The organism is Pseudomonas sp. LFS044, from assembly GCF_047978245.1.
Lineage (GTDB): Bacteria > Pseudomonadota > Gammaproteobacteria > Pseudomonadales > Pseudomonadaceae > Aquipseudomonas.
Genome location: NZ_JBFPFX010000014.1, coordinates 57,263 through 78,115, shown reverse-complemented (window position 1 = coordinate 78,115; position 20,853 = coordinate 57,263). Strand labels below are relative to the sequence as shown.

Below are 20,853 nucleotides of genomic sequence, written 5' to 3'. Positions count from 1 at the left end.
AAATCGGCGGTGGATTCATCGCGGATAAATCCGCTCCTACACGGACCTGTAGGAGCGGATTTATCCGCGATAGGGCTGCGCGGCAGCCCAGTGCACTCAGTTACCTTTCACCGCATAGTCCGGCCGCTTGTCGTTGCCCGGAATGAACGGGCTCCAAGGCTGCGCCCGCAGCGGCTGCTCGGTTTCCCACACCACACTGAACTGCCCGTCATCCTGGATCTCGCCGATCATCACCGGCTTGTGCAGGTGGTGGTTGGTCTTGTCCATGGTCAGCGTGAAGCCGGACGGTGCCTTGAAGCTCTGCCCGGCCAAGGCCTCGCGAACCTTGTCGACATCGGTGGACTTGGCTTTTTCAGCGGCTTGCGCCCACATGTGGATGCCCACGTAAGTGGCTTCCATCGGGTCGTTGGTCACCGCCTTGTCGGCGCCTGGCAGGTTCTTGGCCTTGGCGTAGGCTTTCCAGTCGGCGACGAACTTCTGGTTGACCGGGTTATCCACCGACTCGAAGTAGTTCCATGCTGCCAGGTGGCCCACCAGCGGCTTGGTGTCGATGCCGCGCAGCTCCTCTTCACCCACCGAGAACGCCACCACCGGCACGTCGGTAGCCTTCAGGCCCTGGTTGGCCAGTTCCTTGTAGAACGGCACGTTCGAGTCGCCGTTGACGGTGGAGATGACCGCCGTCTTGCCGCCTGCGGAGAACTTCTTGATGTTGGCGACGATGGTCTGGTAATCGCTGTGGCCGAACGGCGTGTACACCTCTTCGATGTCTTTGTCGGCCACGCCCTTGCTGTGCAGGAACGCGCGCAGGATCTTGTTGGTGGTGCGCGGGTAGACGTAGTCGGTGCCCAGCAGGAAGAAGCGTTTGGCGCTGCCGCCGTCTTCGCTCATCAGGTATTCCACAGCAGGAATGGCCTGCTGGTTGGGGGCGGCGCCGGTGTAGAACACGTTCGGCGACATCTCTTCGCCCTCGTACTGCACTGGGTAGAACAGCAGGCCGTTGAGCTCTTCGAACACTGGCAGCACCGACTTGCGCGACACCGAGGTCCAGCAGCCAAACACCACCGCGACCTTGTCCTGGGTCAGCAGCTGGCGGCTTTTCTCGGCGAACAGCGGCCAGTTCGAGGCTGGGTCGACCACAACGGGTTCGAGCATCTTGCCGTTTACGCCGCCCTTGGCGTTGATCTCGTCAATGGTCATCAGCGCCATGTCCTTGAGCGAGGTCTCGGAAATCGCCATGGTCCCGGACAGCGAATGCAGGATGCCGACCTTGATGGTCTCGGCGGCCTGGATGCTCCAGCTAAGACCCATCGCCGCAATCGATGCGCTGAGGGTAAAGGCCTTGATCAGACTGCGACGCTTCATGTGCTCTCTCCGCTGAGTTTTTGTGGTGTTGGCCAAGCGGGGAGGGGCGTTGCAAGGGGTGTGCCGAGTGGCTGAAGGTGCGTGTTAGAAGGGTTGTGCGAGGTGTTGGGGCGCGGGGCAGGTCCAGGATGGTGCCTGAATGTTTTGCGTGCACAGCATTGGGGCCGCTGTGCGGCCCATCGCCGGCAAGCCCGCGCCCACCCAGGGGTCATTTTTCTGTAGATCAAACCGGTTACAGTGGGGGCCGGCGTGCCGGCGATGGGCTGCAAAGCAGCCCCTCCTGCGACTCAGCTTTCGCGAACCGCGCTGCGCGGATGCCGCCTGCTGCGCACACCCTGGTAGGTGGCGGCCAGCAGCACGAACCAGATCGGCGTGACGATCAGCGCAGAGCGGGTGTCCGCTTCCAGGCTCAGCAACACCAGAATGAACGCGAAGAACGCCAGGCACACGTAGCACATGAAGCGCCCGCCCGGCATCTTGTAGGTTGACGCCTGGTGCAGCGCCGCACGGGTTTTGCGGTATTTCAGGTACGACAGCAGGATCAGCGTCCAGACGAACATGAACAGCACCGCCGAGACCGTGGTGACCAGCGTGAACGCCTCGACCACATTGGGCACCAGGTAGATCAGCACGGCGCCCAGCAGCAGGCAGGTGCAGGAGAAGTACAGGCCGTTGGCCGGCACGGCACGGCGTGACAGCTTCTCGAACGCGCGGGGGGCATCACCTTCCTGGGCCAGGCCGAACAGCATGCGGCTGGTGGAGAACACGCCGCTATTGGCCGACGAGGCTGCGGAGGTGAGCACCACGAAGTTGATGATGCTCGCCGCCGCCGGCAGGCCGGCCAGCACGAACAGCTCGACGAACGGGCTCTTGCCCGGCACCACGTCACGCCATGGCGTCACCGCCATGATCGCGATCAGCGCCAGCACGTAGAACACGATGATACGGATCGGGATCGAGTTGATCGCCCGTGGCAGGGTGCGTTCGGGGTCTTTGGCTTCGGCGGCGGTGGTGCCGACCAGTTCGATACCGACAAAAGCGAACACGGCAATCTGGAAACCGGCGAAGAAGCCCATCAGGCCGTTGGGGAACATGCCGCCGTCGTTCCACAGGTTGGCCAGTTGGGCGGTGCGCCCGCTCGGCGATTCGAAGCCGGTGATGAGCATGTACAGGCCGGTGGCGACCAGGCCGAGGATGGCGACGATCTTGATCAGGGCGAACCAGAACTCGAGCTCGCCGAACATCTTCACCGTCACCAGGTTCAGCGCCAGCAGCACGCCCACACAGGTCAGCGCGGGTATCCATTGCGGCAGGTCGGGGAACCAGAACTGCGTGTAGGCGGCGATCGCGACCACATCGGCAATACCGGTGACCACCCAGCAGAACCAGTAGGTCCAGCCGGTGAAGTAGCCGGCCCAGGGCCCGAGCAGGTCGGCGGAGAAGTCGATGAACGACTTGTAGTTGAGGTTCGACAGCAGCAGTTCGCCCATGGCACGCATGACGAAGAACAGCATGAAGCCGATGATCATGTAGACGAAAATGATCGATGGCCCCGCCAGGCTGATGGTCTTGCCCGAGCCCATGAACAGGCCGGTGCCGATGGCGCCGCCAATGGCGATCAGCTGGATGTGGCGGTTGGTCAGATTGCGCTGCAGGTGCTGGTCTTCAGCAGGAGGGGAAGAGGTCCGGGTCATTGGCTGCATTCCATTGAGGGTCAGTCTTTTTGTGAAAGCCGAGTAGGCTAACACGGGCGTCCCAATTCGGGGCGCGACAGATCGACACGACCTTTGTGGCGCGCTTGCTGGCCTCTTCGCGGGACAAGCCCGCTCCCACAGAGCTCATAGCGCTACCGACTTTGTGGGAGCGGGCTTGCCCCGCGAAGAGGCTCGTGAGACCACTGCAAGGGTCAGGCGCTGGCCAGTACCCGACGGCGGCGCACCACCAGGCTATCCACCACCCACATCACCACCATCGACAGCCCCACCAGCGGGAACATCACCCCCAGCAGCACCATCACCCCGACCGCCGCCTTCCAGCGCGGCAGGTCATGGCGCAGCGGCGGCACCCCCAACCCTCCAGCCGGCCGGCGCTTCCACCACATCACCAAGCCGCTCACCGAACCCAGCAGGATCATCAGGCACACCAGCAAAATGATGATCTGGTTCAGCGCGCCGAACATCTTGCCCTCATGCAGCATCACGCCCAGCTCGGTGGCGCGGGCTACCGGGCTGTAGTCCTGCCAGCGCACGTCGGCCAGCACCTTGCCGGTGTATTGGTCGACATGCAGGGTGGCATCGTTGCGCGGGTCGTCGGCGAACACCGCGATGGTGAAGACGCCGTCTGCCGTGGTCGGCAGGGTGATGCTGTAGCCCGGCTCGACCTGACGCGCCGTGGCGATGTCCTCGACCTGCTGTACGCTGACCAGCGGTGCCGCCGGGGCGTTCGACATCATGTGATGCCCGGCGTGTTCTGCATGCGCGCCGGATTGCGGCATCGGTGTGTTTTCCATGGCCCAAGGCACCGTCTGGCGGTGGGCATGGTTCAGTTCACCAGCCTGTTGATCGGACTTGGGTACGTCGTTCCACATGGCGGCTGGAAAGCGGTTCCACAAATCGGCGTACTGCTTGCCCCACAGGCCGGTCCAGGTCATGCCGCTAAGCAACATCAGCAACAGCAACGCCGATCCCCAGAACCCGGTCACCGCATGCAGGTCGCGCCACAACAGCCGACCGCGTGCGCTCAGGCGTGGCCAGAGCACGCCAGCGCCATTGCGCCCCCGCGGCCACCACAGGTACAGGCCGGACACCACCAGCACGATGCCCCAGCCGGCAGCCAGCTCAACCAGGCGGTCGCCCAGCGTGCCGACCATCAGCTCGCCATGCAGGGCGCGGGCGACGGCCTGCAGGTTTTGCTTGGCGTCCTGCTCGCCGAGGATCTTGCCGCTGTAGGGGTCAACGAACACATTCAGCTCGCGGCCGCTGTCGTGCACCACGAACTGCGCGCTGCGCTCGGCATCGATAGGCGGCAGATACTGGCCGACATGGCCCTTGGGGTAGGCCTGGCGCACCTCGGCCAGCATCAGGTCGGCGCCCTGCCGGTGATGGCCGGCCTCGACCACCATCAGGTCACGGTACAGCAGCGGGTCCAGCTGCGGTTTGAACAGGTAGATGATCCCGGTGATCGCCAGCAGGATCATGAACGGTGCCACGAACAGCCCCGCATAGAAGTGCCAACGCCAGGCCAGGTTATAGAAATTGACGCGTGTTCCTCTCATGGGAACCTCCTGTTTGACCAGCAGATGGGCGCAACCGAAGCTGCGCCCGTTGTTGTTGTCAGAAGCTGAAATCGACCTTGGTCCAGAACGTCCTGCCTGGCTCGTTCACCGGCTGTGGATCGTTGGCTGGGTAGCCGAACCCGGCATTCCCTGCCAGGTTCAGGTGCTCGGCGTAGGTTTTCTCGAACAGGTTGTCGACCCCTGCGCTGAGCTTGAGGTTTTTGTTCACCTTGTAGGCACCGTTGAGCGAGAACACGCCGAAGCCTGCGCTTTTCTCGTAGTCCTTGCCCACCACGTTGCCCTGGTTCTCGGCGATGCGGTTTTGCGCCGACACCAGCCGCCACAATGCCCCGGCACTCCAGGTGTCACGGCTGTAGGTCAGGCCAAGGCGGCTTTCCAGGGGCGGCATCTGCGGCAGCGCCTTGCCGTCACTGCTGTTCTTGCCCCAGGCGTAGGCCAGCGTGGCATCGGCTTTCCAGTTTTCCGTCAGTTTGTAGGCGGCGCCCAGCTCGCCGCCCATGATGCGGGCGTCGATGTTCTGCGCCTGGGAGGTGCTCATGCCCATCATGCCGGTGCGGTAGTCGAACAGGATGTAATCGCGAATCTGCCCGACATAGCCCGAGGCCCAGGCCTCCAGGCGTTCATCGCGGTACTGGATGCCGAAATCGAGCTGGGTGGTCTTCTCGGGCTTGATACCGTCGAAGGCGTTGGCCGCACCAGGCGGCGCCAGCTTGGGCGAGAACAGCTCCCAGTAGTCCGGGAAGCGCTGCGCGTGGCCAAGGCCGATGTAAGTGGTGGCCGGGACAGCCGCCAGGTCGTGCTCGTAACGCACGAAGCCGCTGGGCAGGGTGTCGGCGCGGGTATCGCCTGCGGTGGCGCTACCCGTGCGCAGGTCGCGGGCCGAGGCGCGGTCCAGGCGGGCGCCGCTGATCAGCCGGTCAACACCTGTGGCGTACCAGGTGAGTTCGCCGAAGGCACCGTAGTTGTGGAAGTCGGCGTCCTTGGTCCAGGGTTGGCCCTTGTGCGCATCGACGCCCATGCCACCACGCTGGCGGTGTTCGTTGGTTTGCGCGTCGATGCCGCTGATCAGTTGCACGTCTGCCCAGCGCCAGGTTGCCTTGACCCGTGCACCCATGGTGCGGCGGTCGACGTTGCTGACCATGGGCATGCCCATCATGCCGCTGCCCGATGGCGTGCGCAGGCTGTAGTTATCCATCACGTGGTCGGCGTAGTTGTAGTAAACCTGCGCCTCGACCTTGTCGAGTACCTCGCCGAGGTTGGACTTTTCAAAGCGCAGGCCCAGGCTTTCGCGCTTGAACTGCGAGCCGTCCATGCCACGCCCGGCATAGCGGGCTTCGCCGTCGCCCTTGCCGGCAGTGAGTTCCAGCAGAGTGTCCTGGTCTGGCGTCCAGCCCAGGGTCACATCGCCGTTCCATTTGTCCCAGCGCGAGGGCACGGTGTCGCCGTTGCCATCGTGGTAGTCGTCAGCGCGCGACTGGTTGCCGACGAAGCGCGCGTAGGCCTGGCTGTTGCCAGCGGCGGCGTCGAGCACTTTGTCGAAGCGGCCGTTGGAGCCGGCCAGGAGGCTGGCGTTGACGCGGCTACCAAGGGTGCCGAACTTCTCCGGCTCACGTTCGAAGAGGATGGTACCCGCCGAGCCGCCCGGGCCCCAGATCACACTTTGCGGGCCCTTGATGACGGTGAGGCGGTCGTACGTTTCGGGTGCGATGTACGAGGTCGGTGCGTCCATGCGGTTGGGGCAGGCCCCGAGCATCACGCCGCCGTTGGTGAGAATGTTCAGGCGCGAGCCGAACATGCCGCGCAGCACCGGGTCACCGTTGGTGCCCCCGGCACGGATGGCCGAAAAGCCTGGGATGGTCTTGAGGTAATCGGCGCCATCGCTGGCCGGTACGGGCTGGCGTGGGTCTTTCGGGTTGGTGACCACGGTCAGCGGCGAGCTTGGCGCAATGGCGGTGATCACCGTCGGGCTCAGCTCGGGCAGCGTTTGCTCGTGGCCTTCGTGGCCAGGGTCGGCGGCGATGGCCATGGGCGCGAGCAGCGAGCCGCACAACGCGGCGAATGTCCCGCGCAGGGCGGGGGCGAAAACAGGGGTGCAGCCGGACATAGTGATTCCAGTCGATCAGTCATGAGTCGGCGCGAAGCTCCAGGCTTCGTGCGGCGAAAGGTGATGTCAGATGCTGATCGAAAGCGGCGGCGCGCGGCTGCGCGCACCGGGGAAGACGGCCTGCCGGGCATGGCCTTGGTGCGTGGGCGTGGCGGTGAGGGTGGTCGGGGCGACGTGACCGGCGCTGAGCGGGCTGAGGGTTTGTGGTAACGCGGGGCAGTTGAACAGCAGGCTGCAGTAGCCGCACTTTTCCCACATCACATGCAGCTGGCCATCATCGCCGTGGCCGTTATGCGCGTCGCCATGCTGATGCTCCATGGACATGCTCATGTCCATCGGCATGCTCATGCCCGCGTGGTGCTCCATCGGCATCGACTGGGAAACCAGCGGGCCGATGAAAATCATCCACATGGCGAACAGGCTCAGCCAGCCGCCACCGACGCGCCTGCGTTCAGGGCGGGTGGTACGGCTGCGGCCGTTGCGGGGCAGGCTCATGTTGGCGAGCGCCTGTCAGCTAGCGGTCAGTGCGCGTGTTCGTGGCCTTGCGGCTGGTCCGCCGGCGGCTGCTTCTGCACAGCCACGTCGACGGTGATGTCGCCGGCCTTTTCGAAGTGCAGTGTCAACGGAAAGCGCTTGCCGTCGACCAGCAGGCTGCGGTCCTTGGGCTGCATCAGCATCACATGGTAGGCGCTGGGGGCGAAGACCAGGTCCTTGCCGGCCGGCACGGTCACGTTGGGCACCTGCTGCATCTTCATGGCGCCGCTGGCGCTCATCGTATGCTCGTGCAGTTGTGCATCTGCAGTGATCGGGCTGTCGACGCTCAGCAGACGGTCATCTGCCTTGCCGTTGTTGTGCACGATGAAATAGGCCGCGACGTTGGGCGCATTCGGTGGCAACGCCAGCGACCACGGGTGGGCGATGTGCAGGTCGCCCACGGTGTATTCATGGGCATTGGCGAAGGCGCCGGGCAGCAGCAAGGCGGCCACGATGAGAGCTTGCTTGAGCATGGTGTGAGTCTCCGTTCTGTTCAGGTTCAGGCAGACAGCGTGATGAACTCAGACCAGGGGAGGGGCACGGGGGTTGAGCGCAGGCCATAGCTGGCGCGGCGTCGGTTGGTAGGTAGCGAGCGGCGGTGGATACCCGGCCAGCAGCGTGGGCGGGTTGTGCAGCTGCGGCGGATAGCCTGGCAGCGCCAGCAGCGGTGCGGCGCCAGAGCAGCACCAGCAGTGCTGCATGCTGGAATGCTGGTCGCTTTGGGTGCCGAGGTCGATCTTGGCCAAGGCCTGGACATCGACCTTGGCCTTGCCGGCCAGGCTGGAACAGAAAGCCCCCCACAGCAGCTGTTCGGCCGGGCCCTTGGGCGCGGCAGAGGACAGCGGCATGGCCAGCAGGTTGAACAGCACTGCTAGGCAGGCTATCCAGGCAATGTGCCGACGTGGGGGCATGGAGAGATCCGGTCAGGAATCGTGGCGGGTATTGTAAGGCGGAGTATAGGTAAAAATGGCGGGGTGCGGTGAAGTGACGCAGGTGGTGTGACATCTGGGGCTGCACAGCGGCCCCGGTGATATCAAGCCTTGTTGCGGCCCATCAGGCCACGGACGGTCTCCTGCAGGTCCGCCGGCAGCACCACAACCTTGGCGTTGTTGCTGTTTGCCAGGTTCTCCATGGCGCCGATGTAGCGCTCGCCCAGCAGGTACATGGCCGGTACCGTCTCGTTGCCCACGGCTTCCTTGACCAGCGAGATCGCCCGCGCCGAAGCCTCGGCCAGGTTGATCTGCGCCTCGGCATCCAGCTTGGCCGACTGCAGCCGTGCTTGCGCTTCGAGAATCGCCGCCTGCTTGGCACCTTCGGCACGGGTCACGTCGGCTTTACGCTCACGTTCCGCGGCGGCCTGGCGCTCCATGGCCAGCTGCATGTTTTCGGACGGCTTGATGTCCTGGATTTCCACCGAACGCACCGTGACGCCCCAGTCTTCGGTCTGTTCGGACATCGCTTCGCGCAGGCGCGCCTTGATCTGCTCGCGGCTCGACAGCGCTTCGTCCAGGTCCATGGCGCCGACGATGGCGCGCAGCGAGGTCATGGTCAGGCTGGTGACGGCAAACGAGAAGTCCTGCACGCCATAGGAAGCCTTCTGCGGGTCGACCACCTTGGCGAAGCACAGGGCATTGGCAACGATCACCGCGTTGTCGCGGGTGATGATTTCCTGTTGCTGCACGTCGAGGATGATGTCCTTGGTCGGCAGGCGGTAAGCGACAACGTCCATGTACGGGATGACGATGTTCAGGCCGGGCTTGAGCGTGCTGTGGTAGCGGCCCAGGCGCTCGACGATCCATTCTTCGCCCTGGGGCACGATGCGCACCCCTTTGAACACCGTGATCAGAACGAACACGGCAAGTGTGGCGACAACGATGAGGCTGGTCATGCTGCGAACTTCCTTTTAATGCAAGCTGTTGACAAGGCGTCAGGCCCGAATGACCCGGGCGGTATTGCCTTCGATGGCGACGAGGCGCACGCGCTCGCCGGACGGGATGTCGCTGTCGGCCACACAGATCCACTCCTCATTGCCCAGGATCGGCTTCTGGAAGCGCACACGGCCTTTCTGAAATTGCGAAACGCTGCTTATCAGCAGCCCGACTTCGCCGATCACGCTGTCGGCGGTCCAGCGCACATCCGGCTGCGTGCGCCGAAACAGCTTGAACCACAGGGCCGTGGTGGCAGAGGAGAACAGCACCCAAAAAAGCACCTGCATATCCAGTTGCAGGGTGGGGGCGGCCAGCGAAATGAGTGCGACCAGCACGGCACCGATGCCGAACCAGATGATGAAGAACGTGGGCAGGACCAGCTCGAGCAGGATCAGCGCGATGCCGAAGACCAGCCAGATCCACCATTGCATTTCCATATGTGTAAAGCCTTCCGGGGGAGGGGGGGTGATTTTAGGTTAATGGAGAGGCAGATGGCTAATCAGGCAAAAGAGCGATGTGTGTAGGGAAATGCTGATGCTTGTCGGGAGTTTGCCGGTGCTCGATCTTGGCCACGCTGCAAAATTCAAGGCAGGCGCCCTGAAGGTTAATCGCCAAAACCATTGAGAGCCGCCGTCAACGCATCCAGGGACGCATACTCACGGTCTACGCCAGGCAATGCGGGACGTTTCAGAATCACCACAGGAACCCCGAGCTCTCTCGCCACCTCAAGCTTCGGTTCGGTCGCCACGCTACCGCTGTTCTTGCTGACCAGCACATCGATATTACGCCGCGCAAACAGCGCCCGTTCCGCTTCAAGCTGAAACGGCCCACGCGCGCCGATCACTTCACAGCGATCATTGCCAACGCAGGCCTCCAGCGCCCGCAGCGTCCAGAACTGTTCCGGCGGAATGTCGTCAAGGTGTTGCAGCGGCTCGCGGCCGAGGGTGAACAGCGGCCGCCGGAACGGCCTGAGCGCTTCGATCAGCCCTGCCCAGTCTTCCACTTCGCGCCAGTCGTCACCCGGCTGTGCCTGCCAGGCCGGGCGGCGCAGGGCCCAGCAAGGAATGCCAGCGGCCTGCGCGGCAGCGGCGGCATTGCGGCTGATTTGCGCCGCGTAGGGGTGAGTGGCGTCGATCAGCAGCGTGATACCCGCCTCGCGCAGGTAGTTGGCCAGGCCTTCGGCGCCACCAAAGCCACCGACCCTGACCTGGCAGGTCAGGTCCTGTGGCACGCGACCGATGCCGGCCAGGCTGTAGACATGTTCGGGGCCTAGCTGGCGGGCGATGGCCAGCGCCTCGGTGACGCCGCCGAGCAACAGGATGCGCCGGTTCATTGCACACCTGCCTGGCCGACGATGCCGCCCTGGCGGTCGATGGCGAATACTTCCACCTGCACCTGTGCCGGTACGATGCTGCGGGCGAAGGCCAAGGCGTGGGCGCAGACCGCGTCGCCCAAGGCGATACCGGCGGCGTGCGCCAGGGCCAGGGCCTGCTGGCTGGTGTTGGCGGCGATGATCGCGGCCTGCAGGTCGGTATCGGCGCCAATGTCGGCGGCCCAGCCGGCCAGTTGTGGCAGGTCGATGCTCGAATGGCGGCTATGCAGATCCATGTGCCCGGCGGCCAGTTTGCTGATCTTGCCGAAACCTCCACACAGGGTCAGGCGGGGCACCGGCACCTTGCGCAGGTGCTTGAGCACCGCACCTACGAAGTCGCCCATCTCGATCAGGGCGATTTCCGGCAGGCCATAGACCCGGCGCATGGTGTCCTCGCTGGCGTTGCCGGTGCAGGCGGCGATATGCGTGTAGCCATTGGTGTGGGCTACGTCGATGCCTTGGTGGATCGAGGCGATGTAAGCCGCGCAGGAGAAGGGCCGGACGATGCCGCTGGTGCCCAGAATCGACAGCCCGCCGAGGATGCCCAGGCGCGGGTTCATGGTCTTCAAGGCCAGCGCCTCGCCGCCCTGCACATTCACCGTGACCTCGAAGCCACCGCGGTAATCGCACTCATCGGCCAACCGCTGCAAATGCTCGCTGATCATGCGACGCGGCACCGGGTTGATCGCCGGTTCACCTACCGCGAGCACCAGGCCGGGGCGGGTAACGGTACCGACACCTTGGCCCGCGACAAAGCGCACGCCCGGCTCATCCAGCAAGCGCACCTGGCTGTACAGCAGGGCGCCGTGGGTGACATCCGGGTCGTCGCCAGCATCCTTGAGCGTACCGGCTTCGGCGCGCGCGCCCTCGCAGCGGCAGAACTCCAGGCGCATTTGCACCACCTTGCCCTTGGGCAGCGTAATGCTGACTGCGTCGTCACGCAGGCCGGTGAGCAGCAGGCGGGCGGCGGCCAGGCTGGTGGCGGTTGCGCAGCTGCCGGTGGTCAGGCCGCTGCGCAGTGGCGCGGGTTGTTCGCGGGTTTCCTCACGCATCGAAGGGTTTCACCACGTCGAGCAGGGTGATCGGCAGCGCCTGGCGCCAGGTGTCGAAGGCCCCGAGCGGCTGGGCCTGGGCAACATGGATGCGGGTCAGTTCGCCGCCATGCTGTTGGCGAAAATGCGCCAGGGCCAGTTCGCTCTGCAGGGTTACCGCGTTGGCCACCAGCCGGCCACCGGGGCGCAGGCGCTCCCAGCACAGCGGCAGCACGCCTTCCCGGGTGACGCCGCCGCCGATGAAAATGGCATCCGGCCGCTCAAGTTCAACCAGCGCCTGCGGTGCTTTGCCGCGTATCAATTGCAGCCCGGGCACGCCGAGCGCATCACGGTTGTACTCGATGAAACCCTGGCGGCCTTCATCGGCCTCGATCGCCAGTGTTCGGCAAGCAGGGTGCACGCGCATCCACTCGATGCCGATCGAGCCGCAGCCCGCGCCCACGTCCCACATCAATTCGCCCGGCTGCGGGGCCAGCCGGGCCAGGGTGATGGCGCGTACGTCACGTTTGGTGAGTTGGCCGTCATGGCGGAATGCGTCGTCCGGCAGGCCTGGCGTACGCGAAAGCCGGGGAGCATCTGCGGTGGCCTGGCACTCGATGGCAACCAGGTTGAGTGCGGCTGCCTCAGCGTGCGCCCAGTCATCTGCGCTGCCCGTCAGGCGGCGCTCAGCTGGGCCACCGAGGTGTTCGAACACCTGCAGGCGGCTTGGCCCGAAGCCGCGCTCACGCAGCAAGGCGGCGATGGCGGCAGGGCTATCGCCGTCGTTGCTCAGCACCAGCAGGCGCATGCCGCTGTACAGGTGGGCGTTGAGAGTGGCCAGGGGGCGCGCGACAATCGACACCACCTGCACGTCCTGCAGCGGCCAGCCCAGGCGGGCGGCCGCCAGGGCGCAGGAGGAGGGCATCGACAGGACCTGCATTTCTTCGGCCGGGACCTGCCGCGCCAGGCTTGCGCCGACGCCGTAAAACATCGGGTCACCGCTGGCCAGTACGCACACGGGTTCACCGCGCAGGGCCAGTACCGGGGCCAGGGAGAACGGGCTCGGCCAATCCTGCCGGGCAGCGCTTATGCAGCGCGGCAGCAAGGCCAGCTGGCGTGGGCTGCCGATGATCCGCGAGGCGCCCAGCAGGGCGCGCCGGGCCTGTTTGCCCAGGCCGCTGAAGCCGTCTTCGCCGATGCCTACTACTGTCAGCCAGGGTGCCATGTGTTTCGTTCCGTGGTGTTGGGGCTGCAAAGCACCCTGTTTTTTGCCAAATCACTAATGATGCTCGACCACCGGCTTTTCATGCCGCCGGACAAAGCAGGCATAATACCGCGCCTTCTACACTCAAGCGCATTTTCAGCGATTGCCGGACGCCCCATTGAAGCAGGACCATGCCCCCACCGTATCGCCCCGTCCCTCGGCTTGCCCGGGGTTGTGGCGTATCGTCAGCGCCCTCGATGGCGGGATCTGCCGGGTCAAGCTGCCTGGCGGGCTGCTGCTCGCCGACCAGGCCGATGCGGTGGCGGAGGCTGCCGAGCGTTTCGCCACCGGCGTGATCGAGGCGACCAACCGCGCCAACCTGCAAATTCGCGGTATTGGCGATGACCACCGGAACCTGATCGACGGCCTGTTGGCAGCAGGCCTTGGCCCGCGTGATGCCGCCAGCGACGATGTGCGCAATCTCATGCTCAGCCCCCTGGCCGGGCATGACCCGTCGACGGTGCTGGATGTGCGGCCTTTGGCCGATCAGATTCTCGACCTGTTGCAAGGCACGCCGCGCTTTCACCAACTGTCGGCCAAGTTCGCCGTGCAGCTGGACGGCGGCGAAGGCCTGGCGATGCTCGAACACCCTCACGACCTGTGGCTGTCGGCCATGCGCCTTGAACAACGTACCTGGCTGGCGTTCGGCCTGGCCGGCTGCCCGGGCGATGGCCAGGTAGTCGGTGCGGTGCCGGTGGAGCAGGGGCTGGCGCTGGTGCGGGCCGTACTCGGGCGTTTCCTCGATCTGGCCCGCCCGGATCAGGCGCGCATGCGGCAGTTGCTGGAACATTGCACTGTGGACTGTTTCATCGACGGGCTTGGGCTGGATGTGCGCCGCGATGCTGCAGTGCTCGGCTGGCGGCGCGTGGCAGGCAACAGCGGGTGGCTCGGTGCAGTGCCCCAGCAGCAAGGCGTGGCGCTGGGCATCGCCCCACCGCTTGGCCGGCTGACCGCCGATATGCTGCGCGGCGCGGCCCATGTCGCCCGCCAGCACGGCGATGGCAGCCTGCGCCTGACCCCTTGGCAAAGCCTGATGCTGCCCAATATCGCCCCCACAAGCCTCACCCAGGCGCAACACACATTGTCGAGCCTGGGCCTGCTCTGCCACAGCGATGCACCCTTGGCCCGTTTGGTTGCCTGCACCGGCGCCAGCGGCTGCGCCAAGGCGCAGGGCGATACCAAAGCCGATGCCGTGCGCCTGGCTGCGCTGTTGCCCGCAGGCGCCCCTGCCAGCGTGCACCTCTCCGGCTGCCCCCGTTCCTGCGCCGTGGCCCATGTCGCCCCGGCCACGCTGCTGGCCCGTTCACCGGGCCGCTATGACCTCTATTTGCGTGACGCGCGCCTGCCGGGCTTTGGCGCCCTGCGCGGCACCGACCTCACCTTGAATGAAGCAGGCGCCATGCTCGCCCTGCCGACGGAGCACCTTGATGATTGATTACATCCGCGATGGTCAGGAGATCTATCGCAATTCCTTCCGGATCATCCGTGAGGAAGCCCGACTCGAGCGGATACCCGCAGACCTCGAGAAGCTCGCCGTGCGTGTGATCCACGCCTGCGGCATGGTCGAGGCCATCGATGGCCTGCAGTTCTCCGAAGGCGCCGGCCGCGCCGGGCGCGAAGCCCTGGCCAACGGCGCGCCGATCCTCTGTGACGCGCACATGGTCGCCGAAGGCATCACCCGTGCACGCCTGCCAGCGGACAACCCGGTGATCTGCACCCTGCGCGACCCGAGCGTTCCTGGCCTGGCCAAGGCTGCTGGCAACACCCGCTCGGCCGTGGCACTGGAACTGTGGCGGCCGTACCTGGAAGGCAGCGTGGTGGTGATCGGCAACGCCCCGACCGCATTGTTCTACCTGCTGGAAATGATCGACGCCGGGGCACCAAAGCCTGCGCTGATCCTCGGCTTCCCGGTCGGCTTCGTCGGCGCTGCGGAGTCCAAGGCCATGCTCGCCGCCGACAGCCGTGGCGTGCCCTTCGTGATCATGCAAGGCCGCCTGGGCGGCAGCGCGATGGCCGCCGCTGCAGTCAACGCCCTCGCCACGGAGGTGGAATGATGGCGCCGCGCGGACGTCTGCTGGGCTTGGGCGTAGGCCCTGGCGACCCTGAGCTGATCACCCTCAAGGCCCTGCGCTTGCTGCGCGAGGCCCCGGTGGTCGCCTACTTCGTGGCCAAGGGCAAGCGCGGCAACGCCTTCGGCATCATCGAGGCGCACCTGCAGCCTGCGCAAACGCTGCTGCCGCTGGTCTACCCGGTGACGACCGAAGCCCTGCCGGCACCGCTGTCTTACGAGCAGGTGATCAGCGACTTCTACGATGAAGCCAGCGTGCAGGTAGCCGAACACCTGGATGCCGGCCGTGATGTGGCGGTGATCTGCGAGGGCGACCCGTTCTTCTACGGCTCCTACATGTACCTGCATGACCGCCTGGCCCAGCGCTATGAAGCCCAGGTGATCCCTGGCGTCTGTTCGATGCTGGGTGGCGCTTCGGTACTGGGCGCACCGCTGGTCTACCGCAACCAGAGCCTGTCGGTGCTGTCGGGCGTGCTGCCAGCCGAGGAGCTCAAGCGCCGCCTGGCTGACGCCGATGCGGCCGTGATCATGAAGCTTGGCCGCAACTTCCCCAAGGTACGCCAAGTATTGGCTGACCTGGGCCTGGACGGGCGTGCGCTGTACGTCGAGCGGGCGACCATGGCCAACCAGAAGATCGTGGCGCTGGACGCGGTCGACCCACAGTCGTCGCCGTACTTCTCGCTGATCATCGTGCCGGGTGAAAAATGGCAGGGGTGAATATGCACAAGGCACCGGCAATCATCGTGCTTGGCGCTGGCAGCCTGGCTACCGCGCGGCGCATCCAGCAGCGGTATCCACAGGCGACGGTGCATGGCCTGGCCGGCCGGGTCGACCAGGCCGACCAGTATTACGACGGGTTCGGCGACACACTGCGCGCGCTGTACCAGCAGGACACGCCGATCATCGCCCTGTGTGCGGCGGGCATCGTCATCCGCAGTCTGGCGAGCCTGCTCAGCGAGAAGGGCGCCGAGCCGCCGGTGCTGGCGGTGGCCGAGGATGGCAGTGCGGTAGTGCCGCTGCTGGGCGGGCTGAGTGGCGTCAATGTCTTGGCCCGCGAGATCGGTGAGGCGCTGGGCGTGGCCGCGGCGATCACCACCAGTGGTGAACTGCGTTTCGGCACCTGCCTGCTGAACCCGCCCGAGGGCTATGCCCTGGCGGATATCGAGCAGGGCAAGCGCTTCGTCTCCGACCTGCTGGCTGGCGAGGCCGTGCGTATCGAGGGCGATGCACCGTGGCTGGCGCAGGCGCAGTTGCCGGCCAGTGAAGCTGCCCAGCGCACCATTCATGTCGGATGCACAGCCCGCCCGGCCAGCCGTGACGAGTTGCTGATCCACCCCCGTTCAGTGGTGGTTGCAGTGGGCGCGGGCGGCTCTGATCTGGTTGAGCGGATCAGCGGGGCGCTGCATGAAGCGGGCATCGCCCAACAGTCGCTGGCGTGCCTGCTGGCTGCTGAACAGGCCATGGCCGAACCGGCCTTGCAGGAAGCGGCCAGGGTGCTGGGTGTCCCGCTGCGTTTTGCCGCCAAAGAAAGCACCCTTGTCGACATGGCCGCCGAAGCACTGCCTGATGCGCGCCTGATCGAGCAGGCGGGCCTGGTCATTGCCGTTGCATCGGCGCCTGTCGACGCCAACCAGCTGGGCCGCAAGCGCGGTCGCCTGGCCGTCATCGGCCTTGGCCCTGGCGCTGCCGAACTGATGGTGCCGGCGGTCAAGGCCGAGCTGGCCCGCGCCGAGGACATTCTTGGCTACGAAACCTACGTGCGCATGGCTGGGCCGTTCCGCGACGACCAAGTGCAACATTGCACCGACAACCGCGAAGAAATGCAGCGCGCGCGGCACGCCTTCGAGCTCGCCGCGCAAGGCCGTTCAGTGGTGATGGTGTCGTCGGGCGACCCGGGTGTGTTCGCCATGGCCGCAGCCGTGCTGGAAGCCCTGCACGCGTCCACTGACCCCGCCTGGCAGCGTGTCGACCTGGAAATCCTGCCGGGGGTTTCGGCCTCGCTGGCCACCGCCGCTCAAGCGGGGGCGCCACTGGGGCATGACTTCTGCGTGATGTCGCTTTCCGACAACCTCAAGCCCTGGGCGACCATCGAGCAGCGGCTGGACCTGGCGGGCCAGGCCGACCTGGTGTTGGCCTTCTACAACCCGATCTCACGTTCGCGCCCTTGGCAGTTGGGGCGCGCGCTGGAAATCGTGCGCCAGCATCGGGCTGGGGCTACACCGGTAGTCCTGGGGCGTGATATCGGCAGGCCTGGGCAGACGCTGAACGTGGTCACCCTGGCTGAACTGACGCCGGAAATGGTCGACATGCGCACCATGGTACTGGTGGGTTCGTCCACCACCTGCACCTTCGCACGTGCCGATGGCCAGCAATGGGTGTACACACCGCGCTGGTACCCGGTTGCGCCGTGAGTCGCAGCGCTAACCGACCAGGTAGCCCCTGATCCCGGTAAAGATGATCTGCGCCGCCAAGGCGCAGACGAACAGCCCCATCAACCGGCTGACGATCTGCAGGCCCTGTTCGCCGAGTATCCGTTCGATCCCGTGCGAGAGGTACAGCACCAGGCCCACGGTGAAGCTGGCCAGCGCGATGCTGACGATGGCCAGGGCCTTGTCGTCCCAGTGCGGTTGGCTCACCCCCATCACCAGCAGCGCACCGATGGTGCCAGGGCCTACGGTGAGCGGTATGGTCAGCGGCACGATGGTCACGTCCTGCTGCACGTTGTCGGCCTGCACGGCGGGTTTGCCCTGGGCCATGCCCAGCGCCGAAATGAACAGCACGCTGCCGGCACCGATGCGAAAGGCGTCGGCGGTGATGCCGAAAATACCGAAAATCGCCCGCCCGAACAGGTACAGCAGCACGCTGGCGACCAGTGCGGCGAAGGCCACTTTCCAGGCCAGTTGCTTGCGCTCCTTGCTGGAGTGGCCACGGGTCAGGCTGATGAAGCACGACAGCACGAAAAACGGGCTGTAGAGCACCAGCATCTTCAGGTAGACACTGAACAACTCATGGAGCATGCGGTGTGTCCTTGTAGGGGCGGTATCGGCTACGAGGTATGCAGCGGATCGGCCTTGGCTTCGCGCTGGTTCGCCCAATACTGGATCAACTCGCGCAATTGCGACAGCTCCACCGGCTTGGCCATGTGCCCATCCATGCCGGCCAGCCGTGCGCGCTCCTTGTGCTCGGCAAGAATGTGCGCGGTCAGTGCCACCACCGGCGTTCGCTGGCGCTGGTTGTCGAGCTCCCAGGCGCGCAGTTGCTGGGTGGCGGAGAAGCCGTCGAGCACGGGCATTTCACAGTCCATCAGCACCAGGTCGTAGCGCCGAGCCTTCATCGCTTCCAAGGCTTCTTCGCCGTTGCTGGCGGTGTCCGGTTCGAGGTTGAGTTTGCCCAGCATGCCGCGGATCACCTTGGTCGAGATGCTGTTGTCCTCGGCGACCAGTACGCGGAAGTCGCCGGGCAACTCGTGCGCGGGCGGCGTGTTGGGCAATGGCATCGGCACGGTCTGTTCGCGGCCGCGCTGGGCCAGCTCTTCGGCCAGGGTGGTCTTGAGTGTGTAACCGGCGACAGGTTTGGCCAGGATGCGCTTGACCCCGGCATTGCGGGCGATGACCTTGCTCGGCGCATTGCTGATACCGGTCAGCATCACCACCAGAATGTCGTGGTTCAGGCTTGGATCTTCCTTGATCTTGGCCGCCAGTTGCATGCCGGTCATGCCCGGCATGTTCTGGTCCAGCAACACCGCATCGAAATAGTCGCGCAGGTGCGCCTTGGTCCGCAGCAGGGCCAGGGCCTCCTTGCCGGACGGCACTGCACTCACGTTCATGCCCCAGGCACTGCACTGCTGCACCAGGACCTTGCGGCAGGTGTCGTTGTCGTCTACCACCAGCACCCGCGCATCGCGCAGCGGGCCGTCGAGGTCGGCCGGGGGTTGTTCAAGCCGCGACGGGTCGAGCGGCAGGGTCAGCCACAGGGTGTTGCCCATGCTGGTGCTGCTTTTGATGCCGAATTCGCCCTGCATCAGGCCGATCAGCTGCTTGGCGATGATCAGCCCCAGGTGGCCACCGAGCTTGTTGCTGGAAAGAAACTGGTGGCTGTGCAGCTCTGCCTGCAGCAGGGCTTCGCGCTCGGCGGCGGGCAGCGGCTCGCCACTGTCCTGCACGGCGATGCGCAGGCGCGGTGTTTCGCCACGCTGGTCAAGCGCCACCACCAGCAGGATCTCGCCCTGGTCGGTGTTTTTCAGGGCGTTTTCCAGCAGGCTGGACAGTGCCTGACGCAGGCGTGTCGGGTCGCCGCTGATAACCCGCGGTACTTGTGGCTGGGTGAAGCTGATCAGCTCGATGTTCTGCTGCTCGGCCTTGGCCCGGAAGATGTTCAGGCAGTCTTCGATCAGGGCGTTGAGGTCGAACTGCACATCGTCCAGTTCTATCTGCCGCGATTCGAGCTTGGAGATGTCGAGAATTTCGTTGATCAGCGTGAGCAGTTCATTGCCCGCGCTGTGGATGGTCTGCACGTAGTCACGCTGCTTGACCGACAGCGGTGTGCCCAACAGCAGTTCGGTCATGCCCAGCACACCGTTCATGGGCGTGCGGATTTCGTGGCTGATCTTGGCCAGGAACTCGGCCTTGGCGTTGATTTCCGCGTCGCTGGCGGCCAGCGCGCGGCTGGCGCTGAAGCGCTCTTCGTTCATCCGCCGCAGGCGTTCGCTGACGGCGAGGTTGAGCAGCAGGCCGCTGGCAACCGCCAGGCCCAGCAGAATGCACAACAACCAGGGCGTGGAGGTGCGCGTCAGGCCAAGCAGGGCCGGCAGCAGCACCAGGCCACCGAGGTTGAACACCACCATGGCCAGGCAGAACAACCGCGCGGGCGCATAGCCCTTGTACCAGTGGTAGCTGCTGACCAGCAGCATGCTCACGCTGCCCAACGCCAGCAGGGCATAGGTCATCAGGTTGAGCGGCAGGGTGTCGACGAACAGCAGGACCAGGCCGCTGACCGCCGCCACCAGCATTTCGCCCTGCAGCAGGCGGTTTAACTGCGGTGAGTTGCGGGGGGCAAAAAAATGCTGGGTGAAGTACAGCCCCGCCATACCTGCCAGAACCAGGGTCAGGTAGGCGGCCGGGGTTTGTGCGCTGTGCCACAGGTGCCACCAAGGGCCGCTGAGGTTGAGCAGGATCAGCCCGCTGAGCAGCATCAGGCCGTGGTACAGGGCAAGAATCAGGGTAGTGGTGGAGCGGGTGTACAGGAAGCGGATCAGGTTGTGCAGGATGAGCATCACCAGGCCGCCGAACAGCATGCCGAACAGCAACGGTTGGTTGTGGTTCGACGCGGCTACGGCTGCGGGCTCAAGGCTGATGGCCGGGCGCAGCTGGTGCTCGGACACCAGGCGCAGGTAGATATCCAGTGCCTGCGGGCTGTTGGGCAAGGGCAATACATGGTCGCTGCCGCGCAGGGTCGGGCTGGCGTTGCCGGCCTGGCGCCCATGGTGCAGCTGGCGTAACAGCCTGTCGCCGTTGAGGGCGTAGAGGTCCAGCTGGGACAGGTCGGGAGCGAAGACCCGCAGCAGTTGCTCCTGATCGCCTGGTTCGAGGCGATAGTGCAGCCAAAGGGCCTGTTCCGCCGGCGCGGCATCCAGGTCACCGAGCGCTGTCGGGCTGAACTGGCTGCGATAGCGATCGGAGCGGACATCGCTTAGTTGCAGGCTGGCCTGTTCATCGAGCAAAACCGACCACCCTCCGCCTTGATCGGCCGAAACCGGGAGCAGGCAGAGCAAAGTCAGCAAGCTGACGATCAGAGCTGTGGCAATCCGAAGCCGACGCACTACGAGATCCCTTCCTAGCCGATGTGCCGTGTATTAACTATGCGCGGCGCGCCAAGTCGAAGGCAAGGCCCCACTGG

General features: G+C 65.2%; 18 protein-coding genes. 4 read left to right on the top strand and 14 right to left on the bottom strand.

Going from position 1 to position 20,853, the window contains the following annotated elements:
- Positions 1-96: 96 nt before the first annotated feature.
- The 12 genes from urtA to cbiE all read right to left on the bottom strand — a co-directional run bounded on the left by urtA (position 97) and on the right by cbiE (position 12,851).
- Positions 97-1,362, bottom strand: a complete 1,266-nt coding sequence (urtA, locus tag ACNQPL_RS13935) for an urea ABC transporter substrate-binding protein (RefSeq protein ID WP_346614766.1) — start codon at positions 1,360-1,362, stop codon at positions 97-99.
- A 287-nt stretch (positions 1,363-1,649) separates the two neighbouring features.
- Complete coding sequence (cycA, locus tag ACNQPL_RS13930; RefSeq protein ID WP_416467057.1) at positions 1,650-3,056, bottom strand: D-serine/D-alanine/glycine transporter; 1,407 nt, start codon at positions 3,054-3,056, stop codon at positions 1,650-1,652.
- A 212-nt stretch (positions 3,057-3,268) separates the two neighbouring features.
- Positions 3,269-4,636 carry a PepSY domain-containing protein gene (locus ACNQPL_RS13925; protein WP_346614764.1) on the bottom strand — a complete coding sequence of 456 codons (1,368 nt, stop codon included), beginning with the start codon at positions 4,634-4,636 and terminating at the stop codon, positions 3,269-3,271.
- A gap of 58 nt (positions 4,637-4,694) precedes the next feature.
- Positions 4,695-6,761 (bottom strand): TonB-dependent copper receptor, encoded by a 2,067-nt coding sequence (locus ACNQPL_RS13920; RefSeq protein WP_416467056.1) that lies wholly within the window; start codon positions 6,759-6,761, stop codon positions 4,695-4,697.
- Positions 6,762-6,827: 66 nt separating this feature from the next.
- The gene (locus ACNQPL_RS13915; RefSeq protein WP_416467055.1) at positions 6,828-7,256 is read right to left on the bottom strand and encodes a DUF2946 domain-containing protein; all 429 of its coding nucleotides are present in this window, start codon (positions 7,254-7,256) and stop codon (positions 6,828-6,830) included.
- A gap of 26 nt (positions 7,257-7,282) precedes the next feature.
- Positions 7,283-7,768: a copper chaperone PCu(A)C gene (locus tag ACNQPL_RS13910; protein WP_346614761.1), complete on the bottom strand. Its 486-nt coding sequence runs from the start codon at positions 7,766-7,768 to the stop codon at positions 7,283-7,285.
- A 48-nt stretch (positions 7,769-7,816) separates the two neighbouring features.
- Entirely contained in the window at positions 7,817-8,206 is a 390-nt protein-coding gene (locus ACNQPL_RS13905) for a DUF2946 domain-containing protein (protein ID WP_416467054.1), read from the bottom strand.
- Between the two features lie 122 nt (positions 8,207-8,328).
- Complete coding sequence (locus ACNQPL_RS13900; RefSeq protein WP_346614759.1) at positions 8,329-9,183, bottom strand: SPFH domain-containing protein; 855 nt, start codon at positions 9,181-9,183, stop codon at positions 8,329-8,331.
- 39 nt (positions 9,184-9,222) lie between these two features.
- Positions 9,223-9,660 carry an NfeD family protein gene (locus ACNQPL_RS13895; RefSeq protein ID WP_346614758.1) on the bottom strand — a complete coding sequence of 146 codons (438 nt, stop codon included), beginning with the start codon at positions 9,658-9,660 and terminating at the stop codon, positions 9,223-9,225.
- A gap of 167 nt (positions 9,661-9,827) precedes the next feature.
- Positions 9,828-10,556, bottom strand: a complete 729-nt coding sequence (locus ACNQPL_RS13890) for a cobalt-precorrin-6A reductase (RefSeq protein ID WP_346614757.1) — start codon at positions 10,554-10,556, stop codon at positions 9,828-9,830.
- A complete protein-coding gene (locus tag ACNQPL_RS13885) occupies positions 10,553-11,647 on the bottom strand; it encodes a cobalt-precorrin-5B (C(1))-methyltransferase (RefSeq protein ID WP_416467053.1) in 1,095 nt (364 codons plus the stop codon). The genes ACNQPL_RS13890 and ACNQPL_RS13885 overlap by 4 nt, the downstream gene beginning before the upstream one ends.
- Complete coding sequence (gene cbiE, locus ACNQPL_RS13880) at positions 11,640-12,851, bottom strand: precorrin-6y C5,15-methyltransferase (decarboxylating) subunit CbiE (RefSeq protein ID WP_416467052.1); 1,212 nt, start codon at positions 12,849-12,851, stop codon at positions 11,640-11,642. Before cbiE ends, ACNQPL_RS13885 begins: the two co-directional genes overlap by 8 nt.
- 142 nt (positions 12,852-12,993) lie before the next feature.
- Between cbiE and cobG the strand changes: the two genes are divergently transcribed.
- The 4 genes from cobG to cobJ are packed head-to-tail and all read left to right on the top strand — an operon-like array spanning position 12,994 to position 17,369.
- The gene (cobG, locus tag ACNQPL_RS13875; RefSeq protein WP_416467051.1) at positions 12,994-14,325 is read left to right on the top strand and encodes a precorrin-3B synthase; all 1,332 of its coding nucleotides are present in this window, start codon (positions 12,994-12,996) and stop codon (positions 14,323-14,325) included.
- Complete coding sequence (locus tag ACNQPL_RS13870; RefSeq protein ID WP_346614753.1) at positions 14,318-14,944, top strand: precorrin-8X methylmutase; 627 nt, start codon at positions 14,318-14,320, stop codon at positions 14,942-14,944. Before cobG ends, ACNQPL_RS13870 begins: the two co-directional genes overlap by 8 nt.
- Positions 14,941-15,675: a precorrin-2 C(20)-methyltransferase gene (locus ACNQPL_RS13865; RefSeq protein WP_416467050.1), complete on the top strand. Its 735-nt coding sequence runs from the start codon at positions 14,941-14,943 to the stop codon at positions 15,673-15,675. The genes ACNQPL_RS13870 and ACNQPL_RS13865 overlap by 4 nt, the downstream gene beginning before the upstream one ends.
- On the top strand, positions 15,663-17,369 hold the full coding sequence (gene cobJ, locus ACNQPL_RS13860; RefSeq protein ID WP_416467049.1) for a precorrin-3B C(17)-methyltransferase: 1,707 nt from the start codon (positions 15,663-15,665) through the stop codon (positions 17,367-17,369). The genes ACNQPL_RS13865 and cobJ overlap by 13 nt, the downstream gene beginning before the upstream one ends.
- Positions 17,370-17,378: 9 nt before the next feature.
- Here the strand turns inward: cobJ and ACNQPL_RS13855 are convergent, their stop codons facing one another.
- Both ACNQPL_RS13855 and ACNQPL_RS13850 read right to left on the bottom strand, forming a co-directional pair.
- Positions 17,379-17,975: a MarC family protein gene (locus ACNQPL_RS13855; RefSeq protein WP_346614750.1), complete on the bottom strand. Its 597-nt coding sequence runs from the start codon at positions 17,973-17,975 to the stop codon at positions 17,379-17,381.
- A 29-nt stretch (positions 17,976-18,004) separates the two neighbouring features.
- Complete coding sequence (locus ACNQPL_RS13850; RefSeq protein WP_416467048.1) at positions 18,005-20,776, bottom strand: response regulator; 2,772 nt, start codon at positions 20,774-20,776, stop codon at positions 18,005-18,007.
- Between the last annotated feature and the right edge of the window lie 77 nt (positions 20,777-20,853).